General features: G+C 48.4%; 19 protein-coding genes and 1 tRNA gene. 10 read left to right on the top strand and 10 right to left on the bottom strand.

Features of this window, described 5'->3' with window-relative positions; all coding sequences use genetic code 11:
- Window positions 1–360: 360 nt before the first annotated feature.
- Window positions 361–1,125, top strand: coding sequence for a tryptophan-rich sensory protein (locus tag F456_RS0114800; protein WP_018977827.1), 765 nt, complete (start codon window positions 361–363; stop codon window positions 1,123–1,125).
- A gap of 510 nt (window positions 1,126–1,635) precedes the next feature.
- Here F456_RS0114800 and F456_RS0114790 read toward each other — a convergent pair.
- The 3 genes from F456_RS0114790 to F456_RS0114780 form a co-directional block, all read right to left on the bottom strand.
- The gene (locus tag F456_RS0114790) at window positions 1,636–2,022 is read right to left on the bottom strand and encodes a RidA family protein (protein ID WP_018977825.1); all 387 of its coding nucleotides are present in this window, start codon (window positions 2,020–2,022) and stop codon (window positions 1,636–1,638) included.
- 183 nt (window positions 2,023–2,205) lie between these two features.
- On the bottom strand, window positions 2,206–3,531 hold the full coding sequence (locus F456_RS22695; RefSeq protein ID WP_018977824.1) for an MFS transporter: 1,326 nt from the start codon (window positions 3,529–3,531) through the stop codon (window positions 2,206–2,208).
- 141 nt (window positions 3,532–3,672) lie between these two features.
- Window positions 3,673–5,067 carry an ATP-binding protein gene (locus F456_RS0114780; RefSeq protein WP_018977823.1) on the bottom strand — a complete coding sequence of 465 codons (1,395 nt, stop codon included), beginning with the start codon at window positions 5,065–5,067 and terminating at the stop codon, window positions 3,673–3,675.
- Between the two features lie 214 nt (window positions 5,068–5,281).
- On the opposite strand from F456_RS0114780, the gene F456_RS0114775 reads away from it, so the two are divergent.
- From F456_RS0114775 to F456_RS0114765, 3 genes are all read left to right on the top strand, one after another.
- The gene (locus F456_RS0114775) at window positions 5,282–6,139 is read left to right on the top strand and encodes a carbon-nitrogen hydrolase family protein (RefSeq protein WP_018977822.1); all 858 of its coding nucleotides are present in this window, start codon (window positions 5,282–5,284) and stop codon (window positions 6,137–6,139) included.
- Between the two features lie 4 nt (window positions 6,140–6,143).
- The gene (locus tag F456_RS0114770) at window positions 6,144–6,842 is read left to right on the top strand and encodes a GNAT family N-acetyltransferase (protein WP_018977821.1); all 699 of its coding nucleotides are present in this window, start codon (window positions 6,144–6,146) and stop codon (window positions 6,840–6,842) included.
- An 86-nt stretch (window positions 6,843–6,928) separates the two neighbouring features.
- Window positions 6,929–7,597: a hypothetical protein gene (locus F456_RS0114765; protein WP_018977820.1), complete on the top strand. Its 669-nt coding sequence runs from the start codon at window positions 6,929–6,931 to the stop codon at window positions 7,595–7,597.
- Between the two features lie 44 nt (window positions 7,598–7,641).
- Here F456_RS0114765 and F456_RS22690 read toward each other — a convergent pair whose 3' ends face one another.
- Together F456_RS22690 and F456_RS0114755 are read right to left on the bottom strand one after the other, a co-directional pair.
- A complete protein-coding gene (locus F456_RS22690; protein WP_018977819.1) occupies window positions 7,642–7,905 on the bottom strand; it encodes a hypothetical protein in 264 nt (87 codons plus the stop codon).
- A gap of 88 nt (window positions 7,906–7,993) precedes the next feature.
- Window positions 7,994–8,221 carry a CsbD family protein gene (locus F456_RS0114755; RefSeq protein ID WP_018977818.1) on the bottom strand — a complete coding sequence of 76 codons (228 nt, stop codon included), beginning with the start codon at window positions 8,219–8,221 and terminating at the stop codon, window positions 7,994–7,996.
- A gap of 306 nt (window positions 8,222–8,527) precedes the next feature.
- Between F456_RS0114755 and F456_RS22685 the strand changes: the two genes are divergently transcribed.
- The 5 genes from F456_RS22685 (at window position 8,528) to F456_RS22675 (ending at window position 12,320) form a co-directional block, all read left to right on the top strand.
- Complete coding sequence (locus F456_RS22685) at window positions 8,528–8,959, top strand: hypothetical protein (protein ID WP_018977817.1); 432 nt, start codon at window positions 8,528–8,530, stop codon at window positions 8,957–8,959.
- A gap of 2 nt (window positions 8,960–8,961) precedes the next feature.
- Window positions 8,962–9,951, top strand: coding sequence for a polyprenyl synthetase family protein (locus tag F456_RS0114745; protein WP_018977816.1), 990 nt, complete (start codon window positions 8,962–8,964; stop codon window positions 9,949–9,951).
- 59 nt (window positions 9,952–10,010) lie between these two features.
- Entirely contained in the window at window positions 10,011–10,493 is a 483-nt protein-coding gene (locus tag F456_RS0114740; protein WP_018977815.1) for a heme-degrading domain-containing protein, read from the top strand.
- A 76-nt stretch (window positions 10,494–10,569) separates the two neighbouring features.
- A complete protein-coding gene (locus F456_RS23700) occupies window positions 10,570–11,865 on the top strand; it encodes an Rv1352/Rv1906c domain-containing protein (protein ID WP_018977814.1) in 1,296 nt (431 codons plus the stop codon).
- 215 nt (window positions 11,866–12,080) lie between these two features.
- Window positions 12,081–12,320 carry a hypothetical protein gene (locus tag F456_RS22675; RefSeq protein WP_018977813.1) on the top strand — a complete coding sequence of 80 codons (240 nt, stop codon included), beginning with the start codon at window positions 12,081–12,083 and terminating at the stop codon, window positions 12,318–12,320.
- Between the two features lie 235 nt (window positions 12,321–12,555).
- Here F456_RS22675 and F456_RS22670 read toward each other — a convergent pair whose 3' ends face one another.
- Window positions 12,556–14,172, bottom strand: coding sequence for a sensor domain-containing diguanylate cyclase (locus F456_RS22670; RefSeq protein WP_051086746.1), 1,617 nt, complete (start codon window positions 14,170–14,172; stop codon window positions 12,556–12,558).
- Window positions 14,173–14,676: 504 nt separating this feature from the next.
- On the opposite strand from F456_RS22670, the gene F456_RS0114715 reads away from it, so the two are divergent.
- Window positions 14,677–16,584 carry an FtsX-like permease family protein gene (locus F456_RS0114715; protein ID WP_018977811.1) on the top strand — a complete coding sequence of 636 codons (1,908 nt, stop codon included), beginning with the start codon at window positions 14,677–14,679 and terminating at the stop codon, window positions 16,582–16,584.
- 320 nt (window positions 16,585–16,904) lie between these two features.
- Here the strand turns inward: F456_RS0114715 and F456_RS0114710 are convergent, their stop codons facing one another.
- From F456_RS0114710 to F456_RS0114695, 4 genes are all read right to left on the bottom strand, one after another.
- Entirely contained in the window at window positions 16,905–17,534 is a 630-nt protein-coding gene (locus F456_RS0114710; RefSeq protein WP_018977810.1) for a hypothetical protein, read from the bottom strand.
- A gap of 474 nt (window positions 17,535–18,008) precedes the next feature.
- Complete coding sequence (locus tag F456_RS0114705) at window positions 18,009–19,145, bottom strand: tetratricopeptide repeat protein (protein ID WP_018977809.1); 1,137 nt, start codon at window positions 19,143–19,145, stop codon at window positions 18,009–18,011.
- Window positions 19,146–19,333: 188 nt separating this feature from the next.
- On the bottom strand, window positions 19,334–20,383 hold the full coding sequence (locus F456_RS0114700) for a tyrosine-type recombinase/integrase (RefSeq protein ID WP_018977808.1): 1,050 nt from the start codon (window positions 20,381–20,383) through the stop codon (window positions 19,334–19,336).
- 162 nt (window positions 20,384–20,545) lie between these two features.
- Window positions 20,546–20,617 (bottom strand) — tRNA-Thr (locus F456_RS0114695).
- Window positions 20,618–20,728 lie beyond the last annotated feature (111 nt).

The following is a 20,728-nucleotide window of genomic DNA, read 5'->3' as shown; positions in this document are numbered from 1 at the left end:
GGTATGTTTTCGGTGTTGCTTTTTCGGTAAATGCCGGCTATGTTCTCCTATTCACCGTTATTTTGAGATCTGAACGAATACTCTCATCGCTTTTCGCTTATATTTTGAGCAAACGTTTGCACAAAAGGCTAAACCATCTCAATTTATCATCTAGATCGCATTGCTTTAATAGAATGAAAACGCTATCTTATTCACCGATTATGCCACTTTTGCCAGCTGTTCGCAATCAAAAATTTCGAAAGGAGGTGCACGAGTATCCAAATAGGGTATATTATGGATGTGAATGAAATGACCTGCTGGTCATTTTCGAGGATCTGAAGAGTCAAAATACAAACTTACTTACGAAAGGAGCTGTCGTCATTGGCGTCAAGAAATCCGTACAAATGGTTGAACGTCATTTTATTAATTGCTGCTCTGGCGGTTAACCTGCTGTCCAATAGTCTGCCTCTTGGGGGGCGGGACACTGGGCAGATCTCGGACATGTACAAAAATCTGCTTACGCCGGCAGGCTTTGCATTCTTAATCTGGTCCGTTATTTATTTACTGCTGCTCGGTTTCGTGGCGTACGCTTTCTACGCAGAACGAAAAGGTCGGTCTACTGCCGCCGCGCCGGGACCGTGGTTTGCGATCAGCTGCGTGTTGAACATTGCCTGGTTGTTCTGCTGGCACTATCTGCTGATCGAACTGTCCGTCGTCGTTATGCTGCTGCTGCTCGTCTCGCTCATTATGATTTATCTGCGGACACGATTGGATCACGAGCGACTTGAAGTGCTGGATATTATCTTCGTTAAGCTGCCGTTCAGTCTCTATCTGGGCTGGATCAGCGTTGCCACAATTGTCAACATTGCTTCGCTTGTCGCCAAGTACGACTTTGGCGACGTCGGGCTGGGCGAGACCGGATGGGCGATAACAATCCTGATCGCAGCCGTGCTGCTGGCCTTTATTATCGGTTTCCGCTTCCGCGACGGCGTCTATCCGCTTGTCATCGCTTGGGGACTGTACGCCATCTCGGTCGAACAGTCGGATACCGTTCAGGCTGTACAAACGACGGCGCTGGTAGCATCGATCGCCTTAGCTGTCTTTGCTCTATGGATGTTCGTCCGGTCCCTCACGGATCGGGACTGAGGCGCGGGGACCTCGCCTTGGGGAGCACGCGGGTACGGGAGCGGATTGGACGGCAGGCTCGGTGGAGGGGCAAACGTTTGGGCTCACCCGCCGCTAAAACCGGGAAATTTGGATTGAAGCCAGGTCATGAGGGAATTTCCCGGTTTTAGATGCGGCCGCTCCGCTGTTCGCCTCAAACGTTTGCCCCTGCGGAGTTACGCCGCGGGAAAGCCGCGCCCTTCGAGGCGCGGCTTTTTGGCAGGAGAAGACCGCGCCTCGAAGGCGGTCCCTCTCCATACGGGTCCGTCCTCCGGTTGGAGGAGGGGAGGACAGGACTTCGGCGGCAGCGCGCGCCTGGTCCTGTAGAGATACGGACAGGACTTTGGCGGCAAAGCACGCCTGGTCCTGTAGAGATACGGGCAGGACTTCGGCGGCAGCCCGCGCCTGGTCCTGCGGAGAACGCAAAAAGCCGACTGCGTACTGCAGTCGGCTTTTGACGCCGGAGAAATCGGCAGGCGAACGCGCGAAGCGTTAGTCGGCCAGAGCGATAACCTCGATCTCGATCAGGGCATCTTTCGGCAGACGCGCCACTTCGATCGTGCTGCGGGCCGGGAAAGGTTCAACGAAGAACGTGCCGTATACAGCGTTGGCGGCAGCAAAATCGTTCATATCCTTCAGGAACACGGTCGCTTTGACAACACGGTCAAGGCTGCTGCCTGCGGCTTCAAGAAGCGCGCGTACGTTTTCCAAGGACTGCTTGGCCTGCGCTTCGACACCGGACGGGAATTCGCCCGTTACCGGGTCCAATCCGAGTTGTCCGGAAGCGAAAATAAATCCTCCCGCTGCAACGGCCTGCGAGTAAGGACCGATTGCACTCGGCGCTTGGTCGGTGACGATCGGCTTTTTGGTGTTCGACATGATATCCCATCCTTTTCGTCTTAAATGTTGTCCGCCGTTTTGCCCGTTCGAAGCCGGCGAAACGGCGGTTTCTGCTTTTCGCATATAGAGACAGTTTAAGGGGTGAACAGGCATCTAGCAAGCTGTCTTCGAAGGGCGGACGCACCCGTGCACCCTTCCAATTCATGCGGACGGGCAGCCCCGTCAGGCCCGCAGTGCTTTTCGTCGCTTCAAACGGCGCAGCGACGATGCACCAAGTCGCTGTCCAACCAGTACCGGACGTCCGACAGTGACGGAAAAGACAAGCAGCAGCGTTCCGACCGTCATCTGTACGCCGTAAGCCTGAATCCAATACGGCGCATCGGCGATCCACTCGTATACCTGCCCGCCGATAAGTGGTCCGAAGAACGACATTAGTCCGGTAGCCGCCGAGTACACGGCCGTGAACATCGGACGTTCTCTTTTCGGCGTATCCCCAATAATAAAATTGAATGACAGCTGGTTAAATCCGCCTATGCCAACGCCGAGCAGCATATGGACGATCACCAACGCCGCAATAACGGGCAGAAAGGCCTGAAGCCCCCATGCCATGCAGGAGAGCGCAACGATCGGCAGCGTCCAATACAGCAGCTGCTTACTGCTGAAGCGAGCGTTCAGGCTGCCCCAGGCATAGAAACTGGCCATCATGCAGAGCGTCTGCACAACGGTCATCGTCGATACCGTTTTGTAGCTCAAGCCAAGAATATCAAGCATGGCATAGGAGTACAGCGGCACGACGATCGTCTGCAGCAGCAGGAAGAACGAGAGGAACGCTGTCGCCTTGATAAACGGCACGTCATGCAGCGGCTTGCGCAGCATCGGTATAAATTTTGTTTCTGCAGAGCGCTCAAACGGCACATCGGGAAATCTGATCAGGACCAAAATGTTAATGAGTATGCATGTCCATACAATAGCATAGAGGATCAGAAAGCCCGATCCTCCCGGATTGGCATCCAGAATAATTCCGCCAACAAACAGCGTTACACTGCCAACCGCATTGACAATCGTATTGCGCATTCCGAAGTAACGGCCTCTGACCGCCGGAGGGACAAGATCGCTGACAATCGACGTCCAGAGAACCGTAACAACGGTATTGGCGAAGAATGCCGCGACATACAATACGATAAAAGCGGCAACCCAGAGCGAACGGTCGAATAAAAATGGAACAAGACCGGTCACGCCCCAGATCAGCCGCTGTACAACGCCGAAAGTGACGAATAATTTCTTTCTTTTTTCAAGGCGCTGGATCAGAAAAGCGACGGCTACCTGAGCAATATTGACGAAAGTCGTTATAGCCAGTACAAAACCTATCTGAGATGCACTGGCGCCAAGATACAGCAGATAACCGGTCAGAAAGGGACCAGCAAGAAGAGTCTGGAATACAATCGCCGGGATGCCCTCTACCGTGACATTGCGCAGCTGCTGACGCTGCATGGATAATTTACGTTTCGGTCTGTTTCGGATAACAATGGGTGCTTTGATAAGGGACACCTCCTTGATGCTTTTTCAGGAAGTTTCTTTCCCTTTCATTTACCCAACCCTTCACGGGCCGAAAAACGAATCCAAGAATTTGACGTCTAGGCGCAGCTGCGAAATAGCCTGCCGAATAACTCGATAACTTGCTGCATGTTCTTAAGAAAGCGGAAGAAAGAGCGAAAACGTACTGCCTTCTCCCTCCACGCTCTCCATTCGAATAAATCCACCCAGAAGCCTCGATAGATCGCGGCTGATCGACAATCCCAACCCCGTACCGCCGTACTTTTTGGCTACCTGATTATCTGCCTGCTGAAAAGCTTCGAAAACCGTAAAATGCTTCTCCGGCGGAATACCGATTCCTGTATCGCGGACCGCAAAAACGACCCATTCCCCTTTAAGCTGCGGTTCTTCGGCTTTGTAGATACTCAGCTCGACCCTGCCCTTCTCCGTAAATTTAAAGGCGTTTGCGAGCAAATTGCGCAAAATCTGCTGCACCCTCTGCGGATCGGAATGAATAGTATCAGGCAGTCCGTCCCCTATACGTATATCGAACTCCAAGTGCTTGCGCTGAGCGGTCAATTCGAAATACGGACCCAGCCAGTTTGGAATTTCGGTCAAACTGATTGCCTCGTTGACAATTTCCAGCTTGCCCGCTTCTACTTTGGACAGATCGAGAATATCGCTGATGATCTTGAGCAAATCTTCTCCGGAATGATAGATGAGCTGGCCATATCGAGCCATTTCGTCGCTGGGCGTATCTTCCGCGGAATCGGAAATAAACTGCGCCAGATTGATGATGCTGTTGAGGGGAGTACGCAGTTCATGCGACATATTCGCCAGAAACTCCGATTTATACTGCGAAGCGAGCAGCAGCTGTTTGGCCCGTTCCTCCAATATAATTTTGTTCTTGCCAAGCTCCTCAGCCTGCTTCTGCAGCAGAGCATTCGCTTCTTCAAGCGCAACTGCCCGCTGCTGATCTTTCTGGAAATCCCGCAAAATAAAAGCAAAGAGTCCGCACAGAACAATGCTGGTCGGCAGCGTATACGGCAAAATATGCGAGAGGTAATAGTCTTTGGGAAGAACGCCGAAAATAAAAATATTTACGCAGTTCAGAAGATTCATCAAAACGATAACGATGCTCACCTGACGGCCAAAGCTCCATGTTTTGCGGCGCAGCCAAACATTCAGCAGTGCGCCTGCGACGCCGAGAAGCGTAAGATTAATAAATCCTGCTACTGCAGCCTCGTTCCAGCCAAAAATAAACCGGGTTAACCCTATACCTAGACCGACCAAAAACACGATTGGCGGCCGTTTATAGACAAAAATCGCAATCAGCAGAGGAACGAGCCTCATATCAAGGATTACGCCTTCCAGCAGAGGGAACCCAAATAACATGGCGGCCCATCCTCCTGCAATGAGCAGCAAAACGGAACTTATGTATTTGACGAGACCGGACGTACGAAAGATCATGTACTTATAAATCAAATTGGCAATGTAAGCGCAGGTAACCAGCACCGCCATATTTTGCACAAACATTTTGGAGAGTTCCATATCTTCGCCTCTGTTTCCTAAATCTTCCGTTTCGTCTGTTATTGGCTCCATCATAACATGAAGACTGGACCAAAAAGTAGTGGAGGTCTTTTCTCGAACGTATGATCTTTTAATTTTATTCGCGATACATTTTTTGTCAAGAAAAAGCGCGCCTGGCCGCCTCACATCTGATTTGTTATGATGAAGCTATCTTAAATTGAGGAGGTTTGCGCTGATGAAAATGCGCGCAGCAGCTGTGCAGTATCACCTGCATACGATCTCGTCCTTTGACGAATTTGCCGCACAAGCCGAACACTATGTGAAAACGGCACAGGAATTCGATACCGAATTTTTACTCTTCCCCGAATTTTTCACGACCCAGCTTCTCTCCATTCCCGATGAGCAGGGCAAAGCCCGCGGGATTGAGAGTCTCCCTGATTATACGCAAGCTTATCTCGATTTGTTTCGAAACCTTGCTTCTAAGTCCGGTATGCACATCATTGCAGGGACGCATGTTGTACGCCGGGAAGGCAAACTCTACAATACGGCCCACCTGTTTTATCCCGATGGCCGCGTAGCTTCCCAAGAGAAAATCCACATTACGCCGACCGAGGTTCACGAATGGAATATGGCCCGCGGCGATGGCCTTTCTGTGTTTGAGACCGACAAAGGTACGATTGCGCTGCTCACCTGCTACGATATCGAGTTTCCCGAGATCGTCCGCATGGCCCGAGCAAAAGGCGCCGATATCGTGTTCTGTCCTTCCTGCACAGATGACCGACACGGTTTTCATCGGGTTCGCTACACCTGCCATGCCCGGGCAATCGAGAATCAGATTTATGTCGTCACGACCGGTACGGTCGGTTCTCTTCCGACTGTCGACTTTATGCGCGGTAATTTCGGTCAGGCAGCGGTGATCTCGCCGAACGACGTCCCTTTCCCTCCGCGCGGTATTGTCGCTGAAGGAGAGATCAACGACGACATGATCATCGTCGCGGATCTGGATCTGGATTTGCTGGAACAAGTTCGGGCCAGAGGCTCCGTCACGACTTGGCGCGATCGTCGTACCGACCTCTATACGGATTGGTCCTAGAACAATGTTCGTGAACCGTGAACACCCTTACGATAAGAAGTGTTACGTTTTTCGGGACGACCTTCCCGAAAAACTGCGAATCCGCAGCTATACGGAAAACGATATTGAAGCGCTGATCGATATTCAGCGAGAATGTTTCCCTCCGCCGTATCCATCCGAACTGTGGTGGAACCGGGATCAACTGCTCCGTCATATGGAGCGCTTTCCGGCAGGTGCGCTGTGTGCGGAAGTCGACGGTCGATTGGTCGGCTCCCTGACTACCATGATTACATCTTTCAACCCGAAGCATCCCAACCACAATTGGGCAGAGATGACGGACAACGGATACATCGGTACGCATGATCCTAACGGAGACACACTCTATGTCGTAGACATCAGCGTGTCTCCCTCCGCCCGCGGTCTGGGTCTGGGCAAACAGATGCTTCAATCGGCTTACGAATTGGTCGTCGGACTCGGCTTGGAGCGGCTGCTCGGAGGCGGCCGCATGCCCAGTTATGGAGCCGTGCATCCGGAAGTGACGCCGGAGCAATATCTTGACGACGTTCTGCACGGACGGCGCCGTGATCCCGTTATCGGATTTCTGCTGCACTGCGGACGGACGCCGCTGACAGTCGTACCGGATTATCTGGAAGACGAAGAGTCGGCCAATCATGCCGTATTGATGGAGTGGCGTAATCCGCTGCTTGCGCTGCGAGAACGCTGAACGGCAGGCGGAATGCAACCTGATACATCGACTTCATTATCATTCATCGGTCAACACAAGAAACTCAGTTACAGGAGGAGTGCATAATGGAATATATTCGAGTTACCGATATTGCAGATCCGTTGTTCGCCGGTCTTCACCGGTTGATGAGCGAGATCTTTCCGCGGGAAGAAGTGCTGGCGTTCGATCTCTGGAAAGAACCGCTGGAAGATCCGGGTATTCGAGTCTTTGTTGCTGTTCATGAAGGGGAAGTTGTAGGAGCAACGGAATATCGTTATTATACGGACGACGATATTGCCATGACCGACTTCACCATCATTGGACGTCCCGGTCTCGGAATCGGACCTTTCCTTGCTTCTCGCCGCGAAGCGGATTTGAAGCGTCTGGCTTCCGAAGCCGGAGGAAAGCTCAAGGGCATGTTCGCCGAAATTTACGACCCTTATCAGGCTGGCGAACATGAATTTGGCGGCGTAAAGCCGATGGATCCGTTCGTTCGGCGCGAAGTGCTTGCCCACCTCGGTTATCGCCGTCTCAATTTCGACTATGTCCACCCTTCCTGGCAGGGGGACGGAGAAGCGGTCGGAGGCCTGGACCTGTGTTTCCTGCCTTATGAAGAAGCCTCCTCACTTCCCGGGTCGTTTATCGCCAAGTTTTTGCGCACGTATTACAGCGTTCTTGAGCCCAAGCCGGATCTATGGACCAAAATGGTTGAATCGCTTGAACGCCAAGACCGGATTGAGCTGCTCCCTTTATAAGCGGATTCAACCTTTTGTATGCAAAAAAGAGTGCGACCGCGCCTTCAGGCGCGGTAAGCACTCTTTTCGTTTTCCTGTTCAGAAGGGGGGGAGAACGCATGACGCTTCCAATTGGACAGTACGACAGGAGAAGCGGAGGAACGAAGCTCCGCCGCATTCCCATCGAACCCGAGCAGCTCTTCAACATCTTCCTCGGGAAGCTTGTAATAACGCAGATCGTAAGAACTTACAAGACCGCCTTGCACGGTAATGACAATATGCCCGCGCTGCTCAATGACCTTGCCGGATACAATACGTGATTCCAACATGGCTGCGCCCCCCTCTTTTCTGTTCCAAACGTCAAGCTGCCGGACAAAAGGAATGTTATCCGGCAGCGCCTATCTCTGCTTTATCGGGTCAGCGGTTGCTGCCCATTATCAGAGCCGATGCCCAAGACTTGTACTCCAGCTCCGCCGATTCGGCGTCATGTCCATATCTTTCCCGGACTTTCTCAATGAGTTTGTCACGATCTCCATTGATATAGTCCAAATCTTCCTCCGTCAGTTTGCTCCATTGTTTCTTCGCTTCATTACGCGTCTGGTTCCATCTACCTTTGATTACTTTTTCTTCAATCGGATTAATCATGAAGTCAGCTCCTCACTGGTTGGGAATCCGTTTAATTTGAATTACCCTCGCTCCATTCTCCTGAATCGACCCGGCAAGAACTGTCCAAATGCATTAAATTAAGGAGAATAGAAGAAGTGAAAAAGACTGAAATCCTCTCTTCATTTATGAAAGAACAAGTTTCCAAACCCAAGCGACTGCCATATGCAGAAAGCCTGTACTCAACCTTTGCATAATCACACAATTTGTCTCATAATGTGAAGGAATCTCAATAATTTGGCGCACGCGCCGGTTCGTTATTTTGTTAGTCCGTCAAGGGGTGCCTTAATGAAAGATACTATAATCCGGGAAGCACTGGAGCGTCTGCAGACCGAGATTGATCCGGTCACACGTATCCGATTGTCTCCGGATCAGGCTGCACTTGCGGAGGCTCTGACCGTCTTTGAACGCTGCGGTGTCGAACGACAGCGGCTGCCGGGACTGTTGACTGTCTACATTCTGCTGTCCTCTGCTCTCGACCGCCATGCCGAACCTATGGAATTGGAAGACGCCGAGCTGACTCGCCGCATTCTCGATGGTGACTATCTGTACAGTCTTTACATCCAATACGCACTCAAATGTAGGGAAGGATCATTGATGCGCGGATTGTCTCCTTTCGTCAAAAAGATCCAAATTGCCCGGGCACTCGGCAGAAACGGCGAAGTCCCTTTGCTCTCCGCTTTCGAACAGGTACTGATGAGTCGGAAGGAGACGAGATAAGCATGGAACTGCATAAAAAGCTTCGCATCGACCTGCGCCGCATCGAGCGGGAAATGAAGCGAATAGTAAAGTATGACAATGATGTTCCGCCGAATTCCGAGCTGGAACGCGCTCTGCTTCGAACAATTGAAGCTGGAGGCAAACGCCTTCGGCCGATGCTCGTGCTCGTAGGGAGCCGTTTCGGCAAGCGATCCGATGAAGGCCGCCTTGTGCAGCTGGCCGCGGCCGCGGAATTTATTCATACCGCCTCGCTTATTCATGACGACCTGATTGACCGCTCCCCGCTGCGGCGAGGAGAACCTTCGCTGCACACCGTGATCGGACCGGCTAAAGCGGTCTACGTTGGCAATTATATGTCGGCTCGCGTTGTCGAACTGCTCGCGAATGCAGAGCATACGGAAGATCCGTTTGGAGACGGCAGACAGAGCTTTACTGCAGCCGCTACAGCCAAGCTCTGTCTTGGAGAATACGAACAACTTGAACACGCTTACGATTATAATCTGAGTCTCGACGATTACCTTCTCAAATCCAGAAACAAAACCGCCCACTTGATAGCCGTTTCGTTGGAATTCGGAGCCCGTGCTGCGGGGGCTCCCGAAGAGATCAGCAGCCAATTGTACACATTCGGTGAGCATCTGGGCTTGTCATTCCAGCTGCGGGACGATCTGCTGGACTTCACCTCGTCGGCTGAGCAGATCGGCAAACCCGCCGGCAGTGACCTGCTTGTCGGCCAGGTAACGCTGCCTATTCTGTATGCGCTGGAAGATCCGGTGCTGGCTGCCGAAATCCGCAGTATAGGACCAACATCCCTCCCCACAGATATCCAATCTCTGCTGATTAAGATTCGCGCAAGTGATGTTCTGCAGCGTGCCGAGACATTTTGCGAAACGGAGCTGGAACAAGCCCGGGAGATTGCCCGCTCGCTGAAGAATTACGCAGCCTATCAGGACCTGCTGACACTGGCCGATTATTTCGGAGAACGAAAGTTTTGAATCAGAACGAAAGTTTTGAATCATTGAACAATTTGACTTCAAAGGAGATAGAGATCCTCATGTCCCTGACCATCGAAGAAAGACTGCTGCAAATGCGGCAGGAAGAAGAAGAACTTCGTTTCTCCACGTTCGATTCCGAAACAGCACTTCAGCTGGGTCTCATTCTGATCGACGAAGCTCGCCTGACCGGCAAGAAGATTACGGTGGACATTACCCGCGGCGGGCATCGGCTGTTTCTTCATGCCATGGAGGGTACTTCGCCGGAGAATGAAGACTGGATTCGACGCAAAAACAATACGGTCGGCCGCTTTGCGAAAAGCTCCTGGCACACAGCTCTTATGTTCCGCAGTGAAGGCCGGACACTTTCAGACGATTACGGGCTGAGCGATAACGAATTCGTACTGGCAGGCGGCGCTTTTCCGCTGCTGATCGCCGGTGAAGGACCGGTAGGCACCATCACCGTATCAGGACTGCCCGATCAAGAAGATCATGATCTGGTCACAGCCGGAATACGGCGGTTTTTGAACGAGGCCCGGAGCTGATTTATTACGATCTTTTTATGAGTATGCCCGAACTCAAACCGCACATCAGCTTCAGAGCGGACTGGAGGGGAGAACCATGAAGCGCAGCGGAACAAAACGGAGCACAGGTGCAATTCTGCTCGCGGCATCCCTCATTGCCGTGCTGAGTGCCTGTTCGGGAGACGGCAGGAGCGACACAACGTATAGCGGAACCTCTTCCGCCGAAAGTCAGCGACCTGCAGAATCCAGCGGGTCGGGGGCCGTAGAGCGGACACGACCGGAAGAGGTTCCGGCGGATCAGGCGGGGCCAACTTCGGCGGATGAGCATACGCGACCGGCCGAAGAGGACGTCGGCAATACAGCTGCACCGACAGAGTCCCGTCGTCCGCAGGAACCGACCGACGAGCCAGCTGCCGACGAACACGCGCCCAGCGAGCAGAGCCGGCCGGACAACGGCGAAGCTGTGACGCAGCAGGAGCCAATACGTGAGCCAGTGCGTGAGAAAGAAAGGCCAACCAAAGAATCGCCTGCTCAGGAAAGCGCGACGTACAGTCGACCGACGGAGGGCAGCCGACCCGCTGATGAAGTCCAGGAATCGGATACGAGAAGCACGGCGGAAGAACCCCAATCGCGCGATACTGTGAAGGAACAGAGCCGGCCAAATGCTTCGGACAGCCAAGCGGAATCCGATGTGAAGCAGTCTGCGCCGAATGAGCGCCAGCGGCCGACCGACAGTTCCGAGGACAACAACGAAAACAGCCGCAAGAGCAGCGAAACCGTCCGACCCGAAGATGCGGCGCCTGCCGAACAAGACCGTCCTTCAGAGAAGACAGTCAGCCCGAAAGAAGAACAGAATCGTCCGGCGCAGAATCCTGATTGGAATGGACCGGCACCCTTCACCGAGCGTTCCAGAGACTCTTCCGTTATTCCGGGCAGCGGACACTACCGAATCGGCAAACATATCCAGCCGGGACTTTACCGTTCTACCGGCAGCATCGACTATTGGGAGCGCACCTCGGGATTGTCCGGCACAGACAAAGACCGGATTGTTCGTTTTGTCCCGACAGGTCAGACAATCGTCGAAATTCAGGATTCGGATATCGGATTTATTTCCAAAGGTTCCGGACGCTGGAGGCCGGTATCATCCGGCAAAAGTTCGCCCAAAACGGAATTCGGAGCCGGAACTTATATAGTGGGCACAGATATTGCACCGGGCCGCTATCGCTCGTCAAAAGGTGTCCAATACTGGGCCATTCTGTCGGGCTTCAGCGGCGAGAAGTCTGATATACGGCGCAGCGGTTCTCCAAATTCAACAGTTCCGGTAACGGTGGACATCCAATCGACGGATAAAGGATTCACTTCAACCGGAGCTTCATGGATAAAAATTGACTGATTCGTATAGAGCCATCACAGATGGAAAATTTGACGCTCAGCTCGTAAGAAGGGAAATTGAATGAATGACAAACTTTGGAGATACACCTTTCTTTTTTTGTAAAAAGAGAAACCCCTCCCCTATTCATTACGTTTATGAGGTAAGGAAGCGCAGCTTTTCCTGCTTCGCTTCCTTCTATATAGACTTACAACATGTATACAGAGGAGGATTTTATTATGACGATCGTTTGGCTTCTCGTTATTTTCGTTCCGCTGCTGCTGCTGGTTTCTCTCGGCAATTCGAAGCGGCCGAAAACTCATCCCCGCAGAAAAAAACATTCCGGCATGGCCCACAGTGATTCCGGCCCAGGATTTTTTGGTGGTTTCGGCAGCTCTAATTCTTCCACAAACTGCGGCACTTCCTCTTCCTACGATGGCGGGAGCTGCGGAGACGGTGGCGGCGGTGGTGGAGAATGAACAGAACTTCCGACGCTGACCCGCTCGAACGACTGACCGAACTTTTACTTCCTCCAGGCTATTTCATTAAACGTCTGAACAAAAAGAACGCGTAATTTCCCGGATCGGAAAAAACGCGTTCTTTTTGTTTTCTTGTTTTTATATGCCTATTTTTGCAGCTGCATTTATTCAAACATACCGGTTGAGCTCACAGGACGTATCGCTTGAGCTTATCCGCGTGAGTGGTATCCGTTAGTTAAATGACAACTCGATTGCGTCCGCCTTCTTTTGCGCGATACAGTGCCCGATCCGCAAGATCGAACAGATCGCCGAGACGTTTGGCCTGAAGCGGACATATCGAAGCGCCAATCGACAGCGTAATAGGAATTTGCAGCGAATTTTTATGATTGGCAACCGCCATACGCAGACGTTCTGCCATTTCGTACGTTTCCGGTATACTGCGGTCCGGCAGCAGAACGACGAATTCCTCGCCGCCATAGCGTCCGCAGAAATCCATGCTGTCTATTGTTTTTTCCAACGTATGAGCCACCATCCTTAATACTTCGTCGCCAGCCGCATGCCCGTACGTGTCGTTAACTGATTTGAAATAATCGATATCGATCAGCAGCAGCGAAAACGTTGAGCCCTCTCTCTCCAGTTTATCCAATGCTTCATCCAGAGCCCGCCGGTTCAAAAGTCCGGTCAACGGGTCTTTGAACGCAACGTCATTCAGATCCTGATGCTGCTGCTTCATTTCGCGAACTGTTCGGAGCACTGCCTGGTTCAGCAGATCCGCCTCTCTGTTCCAGTGACGCCGTATCGAAGGCATCGCTTCACCCGGCCGATCCGCCGCTCCCGCCACAAAATTGGCCAAGTAGACAAACGGAGCCGTAAGCCGGCGGGCCAGAAACAGAGCCGAAGCGGCCAAGATTAGAAACGGCACCAGTACAACAAGCAGCGTTCCTCTTACCTGTTCCATCTGCTGCTCGCTGATCAGGCTGGTCGGCGTCTGCGTTATAACTCCCCAGCCTGCCGCTGATACTGTTACATACCCCGCCAAAAAAGTAATATCTTTTGAATTAAGAATCTTCTCCTGGCCGCTTTCCCCATTTATTAAATGTGCGACCGCCGAATTGCAGCCGACATCTTCCCCGATTCTTTCCTTATCGGGATGGTAAACGATTTTGCCGTTCATATCGACCACATACGAATAAGAACCTGTGTGTTCAAGTGCATTTTCGTGGAAAAGATTGCTCAAAACATTTAAAGTCTGCAGGTGCAGTACCCCTCCGACAATCCCCAAATATTCGCCGCTCTCCGTGTATACCGGTTCCGAAAGCAGCACCGCTACTCCGCCATGCGGGTCGGTATAAGGAAGAGACTGAAACGAGGCTCTGGCTTCCAAAGCATTTTCCAGCGCCGCTGCCTCGACCTTTTCACGCTCTGTCTTCTCCCCGCTGCCTTGGTACATGATACTGATCTCGCCGTCCGCTTGCGCAGCGAATACTGCAGCATAATAACCGCCGCTGTCGTACAGCAGTTTTAGCCGGTCCACATTCTTATTCGATGCGTCAAGTGATGTCGTTTCCACGAATTCGCCCGAAAAAGCGTTCAGATTGTTCTTGATCGAAATAAAGAGCAGATTTATCGCTTGAGCGACCCGATCCGATTCTCGAAAATTCGCACTGAGCGTACGTTCTTCCAGAAGTTTTTGTTCTGAACGATACGAAGCAAACAATGTCAGGGTCAGTGTCATTACAAAGGTCAAGATGACAAGCCCTGAAAAAAGCGCACGCAGACTAACTTTGCCTCTTGTATAGTAAAAACGCTCGCTAAGGCCCTTTTTACGACCTTCCGACGCCCTCTTTGTCACTTTCTCCATCACCTTTTCAAGCGATTGTCTGCCGATCGCTGCCGAGTTGCTTTCTTTCTATATTACGGCATAATTTGTCGATTTTTTAGATAATTGATCGAATTAAATGAAAGAAACAAAAAACGCAGGCTTCCAATAATCGGAAACCTGCGTTTCAACAGCGATCAAGTTCACACTTCCTTTAAAGATACTCTAATCTCTAATGTTAACTACTAAAGTCCAATCTTCAAAATAATTTCCTGTTCATCCCTAACCATTTCCATTTTGGGGTTGTTCAACAAGAGCAGAGCTTTTACTTACATAAGAATATAAATCACAAACCTCCCCCTTATGATTAGCACTTTTTTTATACAAAAGGAGAAATATCGATGCTGTTATTGGAAACATCCGACTTAAGTAAATCCAATCTAGGAGGAGATACCGCTGAACTTTCCTCGGTTCGCTTATAACAATGTGCTTCGGAATGCACGAGCTTACCTAGCCTATCTGCTGAGCAGCACCTTCATGGTCATGATCTTTTTCTCGTTCGCGGTGTTTATTCATCATCCCTGGATTAAGAATAATAAAGAGGTTCTTATTGAACTTAATCGGACAGCCTATAAGTTTATGTTGATCGCCGAATATATCATTTTTATCTTTGCTTTTCTGTTCATCCTCTATTCAATTAGCGTTTTTCTGAAAAGTCGGAGAAAAGAGTTCGGTTTGCTATCCATGCTGGGTGCGTCCCGTAAACAGTTAAATTCGCTAGTCTTTTTGGAAAACATGCTCATCGGCTCGGTTGCGATTATGAGTGGCATCATTCTCGGATTGCCATCCTCCAAATTTTTTCTCCTTATTAGCGCACGAATAGCGGGACTTCCTGACCTCCCCTTTTACTGGCCGCTGCAGGCGATCGGGCTTACAGCATTTTCGTTCGCTGCGTTATTTCTTGTGATCTCGCTGTTCACTTTGCTATTTGTCAGTAAAAAGAATGTGTTGGATTGGTTGAAAGGCGATGTCGGTCCCAAAAAGGAACCTCGAGTCTCGATCTTATTGGTTCTTTTGTGCGTGGTTCTGATTGCCACCCTCATTATCGGGTTAAACCATGCATTCCGAATGAAACTGAGCATCGTTATCCTCCTGATTGCCGCGCTTATCGGCGGAACCTATTTGTTCTATTCCCAGCTGTCGATTTTCGTGCTGCGTCTGCTCAAGCACAACCGTACGTTCACATGGCGGAAGACACGCCTACTCTGGATCTCAGAGATGGCGTACAAGAGCAAAAACAACTCGCTTGTCTTGTTCCTCACGACTATTATGCTTGTGGCAGCCGCAATTTGTTCTGCTTTTCTGATTGCTTCCTTCCGTGATGCACGCAGCTCTTATATCGATAACCCTTACTCTCTGATTATGATTGAAAGTAGTGGGCTCACTAATAAGCAGAGACGTGTAGAGCAGGATATTTCCGAAATCAACGATCGCTTAGCGCATGCTGGAGTAACTTACTACTCGGAACGTTTTACTAAACTGTATGACTGGTATGGGAATCCCCAGGTTCCAATTACCGTAATGTCGAAATCCGTCTATGATTCGTCAGCCCCACAGTGGAACGCGCCGCCTGCCGAGTTGAACGGGAAAGACGAAACTATGCTCCTTTACGACAAACGTGCGTTCAAAGCATACAGCACCACGAATCAGACCCTGCCTTCAGTCGGACAATCAATGACACTTAATAATTCCAACATAACCTTCCAGCTGACTTCTGCGAGCGAACTGGAACGATTACGGTACATGAATATTTCATTTTTGTTAGTGGTGTCTGATCAATCCTATGCACATGGTGTAAAACGCAAGCTGGCTCCTTTCGGCAGTACAGAAATCGTGCAAGTAAATTACAATATACCCGATTGGACCTTTTCTAAGCTTGAAAGAGGGGGTCAAGAAGATCGGGTAGGCCGGCAATTAGTTAAATGGGGAAGCAACATACCTGGCGAAGTGTCTCCTACTCGAATTGTTCGAAGCACAGGCATAACATACCTGGACTCCATGCAGGAACTGTCGATGATCGGCTTTATCGGAATATTCATCACATTCATGTTCTCATTCGCTTCGGCAAGCTTTCTATACTTCAAGCTGTTTGCGGAACTTGCACGCGATTCACGGGTTTATAACTCGCTATCCAAGATTGGACTCAGCGTCGGCGAGATGAAGAACTCGGCCACGATCCAAATGGCGCTTCTGTTCTTCCTGCCGATTGCGGTTGCGACGATTCAGGCGCTAATCGTCTTAAGACCGGTCTTAACTCTGGCTCAAATGGAAGCAGCCCCCTGGCCCATCTTCATCACAACCGGAACTTTCCTGGTGCTGCAGCTTCTGTATTTCGGAATTGCCCGCCATCGCTACCTCAAGCAGCTCAAAAACGTTATGGTATAAATCCATCGATGCATGTAACAAAGAAGCGCGAACTTCGAGGAATCGAGGCTCGCGCTTTTCTTGTCTTACCCGATGCTGATGAAGGGAATTGAACCCCCGACCTACACCAACTTAGTTAGAATCAACACTAGTCTTTAAGACACTTACAATCTTTGCAGAAGAATATGACGCTGAAGATACCTTTATTACATGTTTATCATTTAAATTAAATTCGATTTGTAAACAACCCCTTACACGTTGTTCGCATAGTAGGCAAAAGAAAGATATAGAAACGACAAGTAATATTTCTATACAAATATTCAATCTTTAATTTCCTTCTATTATTTTTGCAATACTGACTCTCGTCGCTGCTTTATTTTTTGCAGCTTCTCTTTCTCTTCTTGAATTATTTTTTCTTTCTCTTGATATGCTTCATTAACACAAGCTTGAACACTTAAGAGCCATCTAAAACGAAAAAAAATCACTGCGAATATTATCACTATTGGCCATAAAATGATATTCAACATATTATAATGTTCATTTTGAACATCGCTTAATTCTTGATTGTAGCTACTTACCTCTTCGTCATGTTTATCTATAATATATTTTTGTTTTTCATCATTACTCATACCAGATATTGCATCTTCAATAAGCAAGAGATTTACTTGATGTGTCCAATCTACTGTTCTGAAATACTGTGGCATATACATTGGTAGAGTTCCCAGTATCGTTGTCAAAAGAAAAGTGATAATAGCAAATACTATACCTAGTTGCTTGAATGTTTCTACAGAGCTCACTAGACCTGATTTAATGCTACCTAACTGAGAAAAAGAGTTCTCAGTAATTAATTCTTTTTTCACACGGTAGTCTGTATTCAAGCTGATTTTCCCAAATCCCCACGCTAATCCAGTAGCTTTATAAGATTTTCTCAACAGTTTCGTTGATGATATTTCTCTAAATCTTTCTTCCATAATTAATCAACCCTTTATCTAGTTATCGGACAATGAACAGCTTACAACGCAGGCAAAGAGCTCGATTCCACTTTAACATTCTCAATGAAAATCCTCTCTGCTACATATTAAAGTGAATATGTAAAATCCCTCTTAACAAGTACTATGTAATACAATTTATATCGACTAACTAATCTACTTATATTAGGAAAACTTTATTAATTTCCCAGTAAGAGTGCAATAAGATCGGATAGCGCTTATTTCTTCCGCTTCCCTACTCGCGATAACGGCGAAAACTGTTCATGGCTATACCTTATTGCTACCTCACTACGCTTCACATACACTTGTGTCATTTTGATATCCTTATGACCAACAATCCGCTGTAAGATCCATTCCTCCAGTATAAACAAAAGAGAACACAGAGACGATAAGTAATCGCTTCTGTGTTCAAATTGATCACTTCTCTATGAGAATACACTATCATCAACCGCAATCTTATTCTGAAATCGATGTGACAATGCCATCTTCTAAATAAATGTACTTATAATCATTGTAAACCCACTGCTCAAGTACAACATATTCTGTTGTTGTCGTATTAATGTCAATTGGACTGCCCCAGTTAGATGCTCTCACTTCACTAGCGGTCATACCAATCGTTGGCGATGGCTTCTCTTCTGGCACGCTTGTTGAACTAGCAGTTTTCGAGTAGCTAGTTGGGTCATTATTATATTCATGAACTTCGTACAATTTATTGTTTTCTATAAAATAAGAAGTACCGCTGCTTACTACTCTATTGTTTTCTACTTTCAGATCAAACGTATACACTTGAGTATCGTGTGAGTCAGGATAAAAAACACTTGAAACTTTATTATCTGTAAAAATTAATTGATGCCAACCGTTTTCATCTTCCCATGTACCGATAAACGGTCGAATCAATGCAACATCACTGAAATGTTTTGCTATCTTATCTAAATAGACTTGTGAGTCTTTATATTCTTTTTCAAGACTTCGAAAGCTTAATTTTGAACTATCGAAATTTCCTTCATTAAATTGTTTTACTCCTGCATTATATTTAGCATTCATTACTAGTTCAGTAGAGTCTTCGAATTTACCAAGACTTTCAAATACTACTCTTGCCCCTTCATAATTTTGTTCACTCATCAAAATCTTTCCATGGTTGTACTTAGACTCATTTATCCATTGTTCAGTTTCTTTATAACCTTCTGTAAGATTAAACGTTTCTATTGCTCCTTCGTAATCTTGGTCATCAAATTGTTGAATACCTATCTGATAATTTGTCTCCAGAAGATTCATTTCACTATTTTCATAAGACTTTAACTCCTCAAATACTGCTTTTGCTTGTATATAATCTTTGTTTTCCAAGAATTGTTCTCCAAGTAGATAACGGCTTTCTTTCAAAAGTGTATACGAGTTTTTATAATCTCCTAATGCAGAAAAACTTGTAATCGCGCCTTCGTAATTTTGTTTATTCATCATTGATTTAGCTGAAGAATATTGCCGAAGCGAAGAGGTTGCTACATATATTGCGATAATCCCACAAATAAGAATCCCTGAAGCAATTTTTAAAAACATCTTACTTTTTACAATTCTCTTGAATTTTCCTTCTCTCATCACTCTACCCCCATATATTTGCATAAACAAAAGCAAGTTAGCAATAATTTCGTTTTAAAAAATTATATCACAAATGATAATTTATGGATTCTAAAATATATGAGAACATGTTTAAAATTATTTCTCATATGAATTTAAGCACTTAAACATCCACCTTTGTACATAAGATCTTTATCTAAGGTTTGCTTTCACCTACGCCGTCTCCCTATCCGTGATAACAGCGAAAACTGCTCATGACTATTTCGAATGGCCGCTTCATTAGGCTTTACATATCCTTGCGTCGTTTTGATATCGGCATGAGCAACGATACGCTGTAACGTAAACAGATCGCCTCCATTCAACAAATATTGCGTGCAGAAGTAATCCCTTAATCTATGCGGAGTAACTGGCTTCTTCTTAACATCGATTCCAGCCTCACAAGCATGTTGAAGTAGTCGTTTTCTGAAATGATCCGCTTTAAGCGGTTCTCCGTAATTCGCCACGAAGCAGTAATCAGTGTCGAAGTAACTCCGCGTCTCCTCCACCAGCTTGATAAGTTCACGTAGGACAGTAACAGACAGTGGGATGATGCGAGGCTTACGGTTCTTATTCAGCTCAGCAGGCAGACGTATACAGCGTGCATTTACGTCGATGTGCAGCTCACGAAGGTTCAAAGCTTCGTTAATACGCAATCCCGTATCTGCGAGTAGCAGGATCAGAACATAGTCCCGATAGCCAGCGTAGGTGTCGACGTCAGGAGCGTTCAGGAGCGCAGACAGCTCTTCCTCCGTCATGATCGGCTTCTCCTTCACATCCATGCGCGGGGGCTTAATCTTGGCCGCAGGATCGCTCAGGAGTAGTCCCTCGCCTTCCCAGAACTTGCACATGGATTGAACCGCTCGCAGCCTAGACGATACCGTAGCTGGAGATAACTTACGCGAGTCCTTCTTACGTGACTCTACAGAACCGTAGCGCGTATGATCGTGCATCATATAACCAACATAGGATCGGACAACTTCCGTTGTAATCTGGTCAACCTCAACAACCTCTGGACGATCCTGCTCAAGCCATTCCAAAAAGTAGCGCCAGTAACTTCTGCAATCCGCCAACGTTCGCTCTCTCAAGCCTTCCGCTCGTTTGGCATTGTAATACATGTCAAAGGCCAGCGAGAGTGAAATTTGACTTGAACGCGAACCTTCCGACTGAATTGTACGCTTACTGGCGACCGTTGCTTTCCCTTTACGTGGATCAATTGCCATACAAAAAAACCTCCTACGATTATTCGTAGAAGGCTTCGTGTGACCCGTAATTAGCACCAACGTTTTAGCACTTTTCAGGCTGGATTGCGTTGCTCTTGCAAGCAGCCTTCCGAGACACTTACTGCTAACAAACGTTGATATTACAGGATATTTGCGTTGAGATGCTGATGAAGGGAATTGAACCCCCGACCTACGCATTACGAGTGCGTTGCTCTACCCCTGAGCTACATCAGCATATGTGGTTTTTTCTTGCTGTCTTGAACAACAACGAAATTTATTATACACCAATCCGGAAAATCCGCAAGTATTTGGGAGCAAAAAAATCTGGAATTCTCGTGTCTTTTC

This window comes from Saccharibacillus kuerlensis DSM 22868, assembly GCF_000378145.1.
Lineage (GTDB): Bacteria > Bacillota > Bacilli > Paenibacillales > Paenibacillaceae > Saccharibacillus > Saccharibacillus kuerlensis.
The sequence above is the reverse complement of the archived record's forward strand: the minus strand, read 5'-3'. Positions and strand labels throughout refer to the sequence as shown.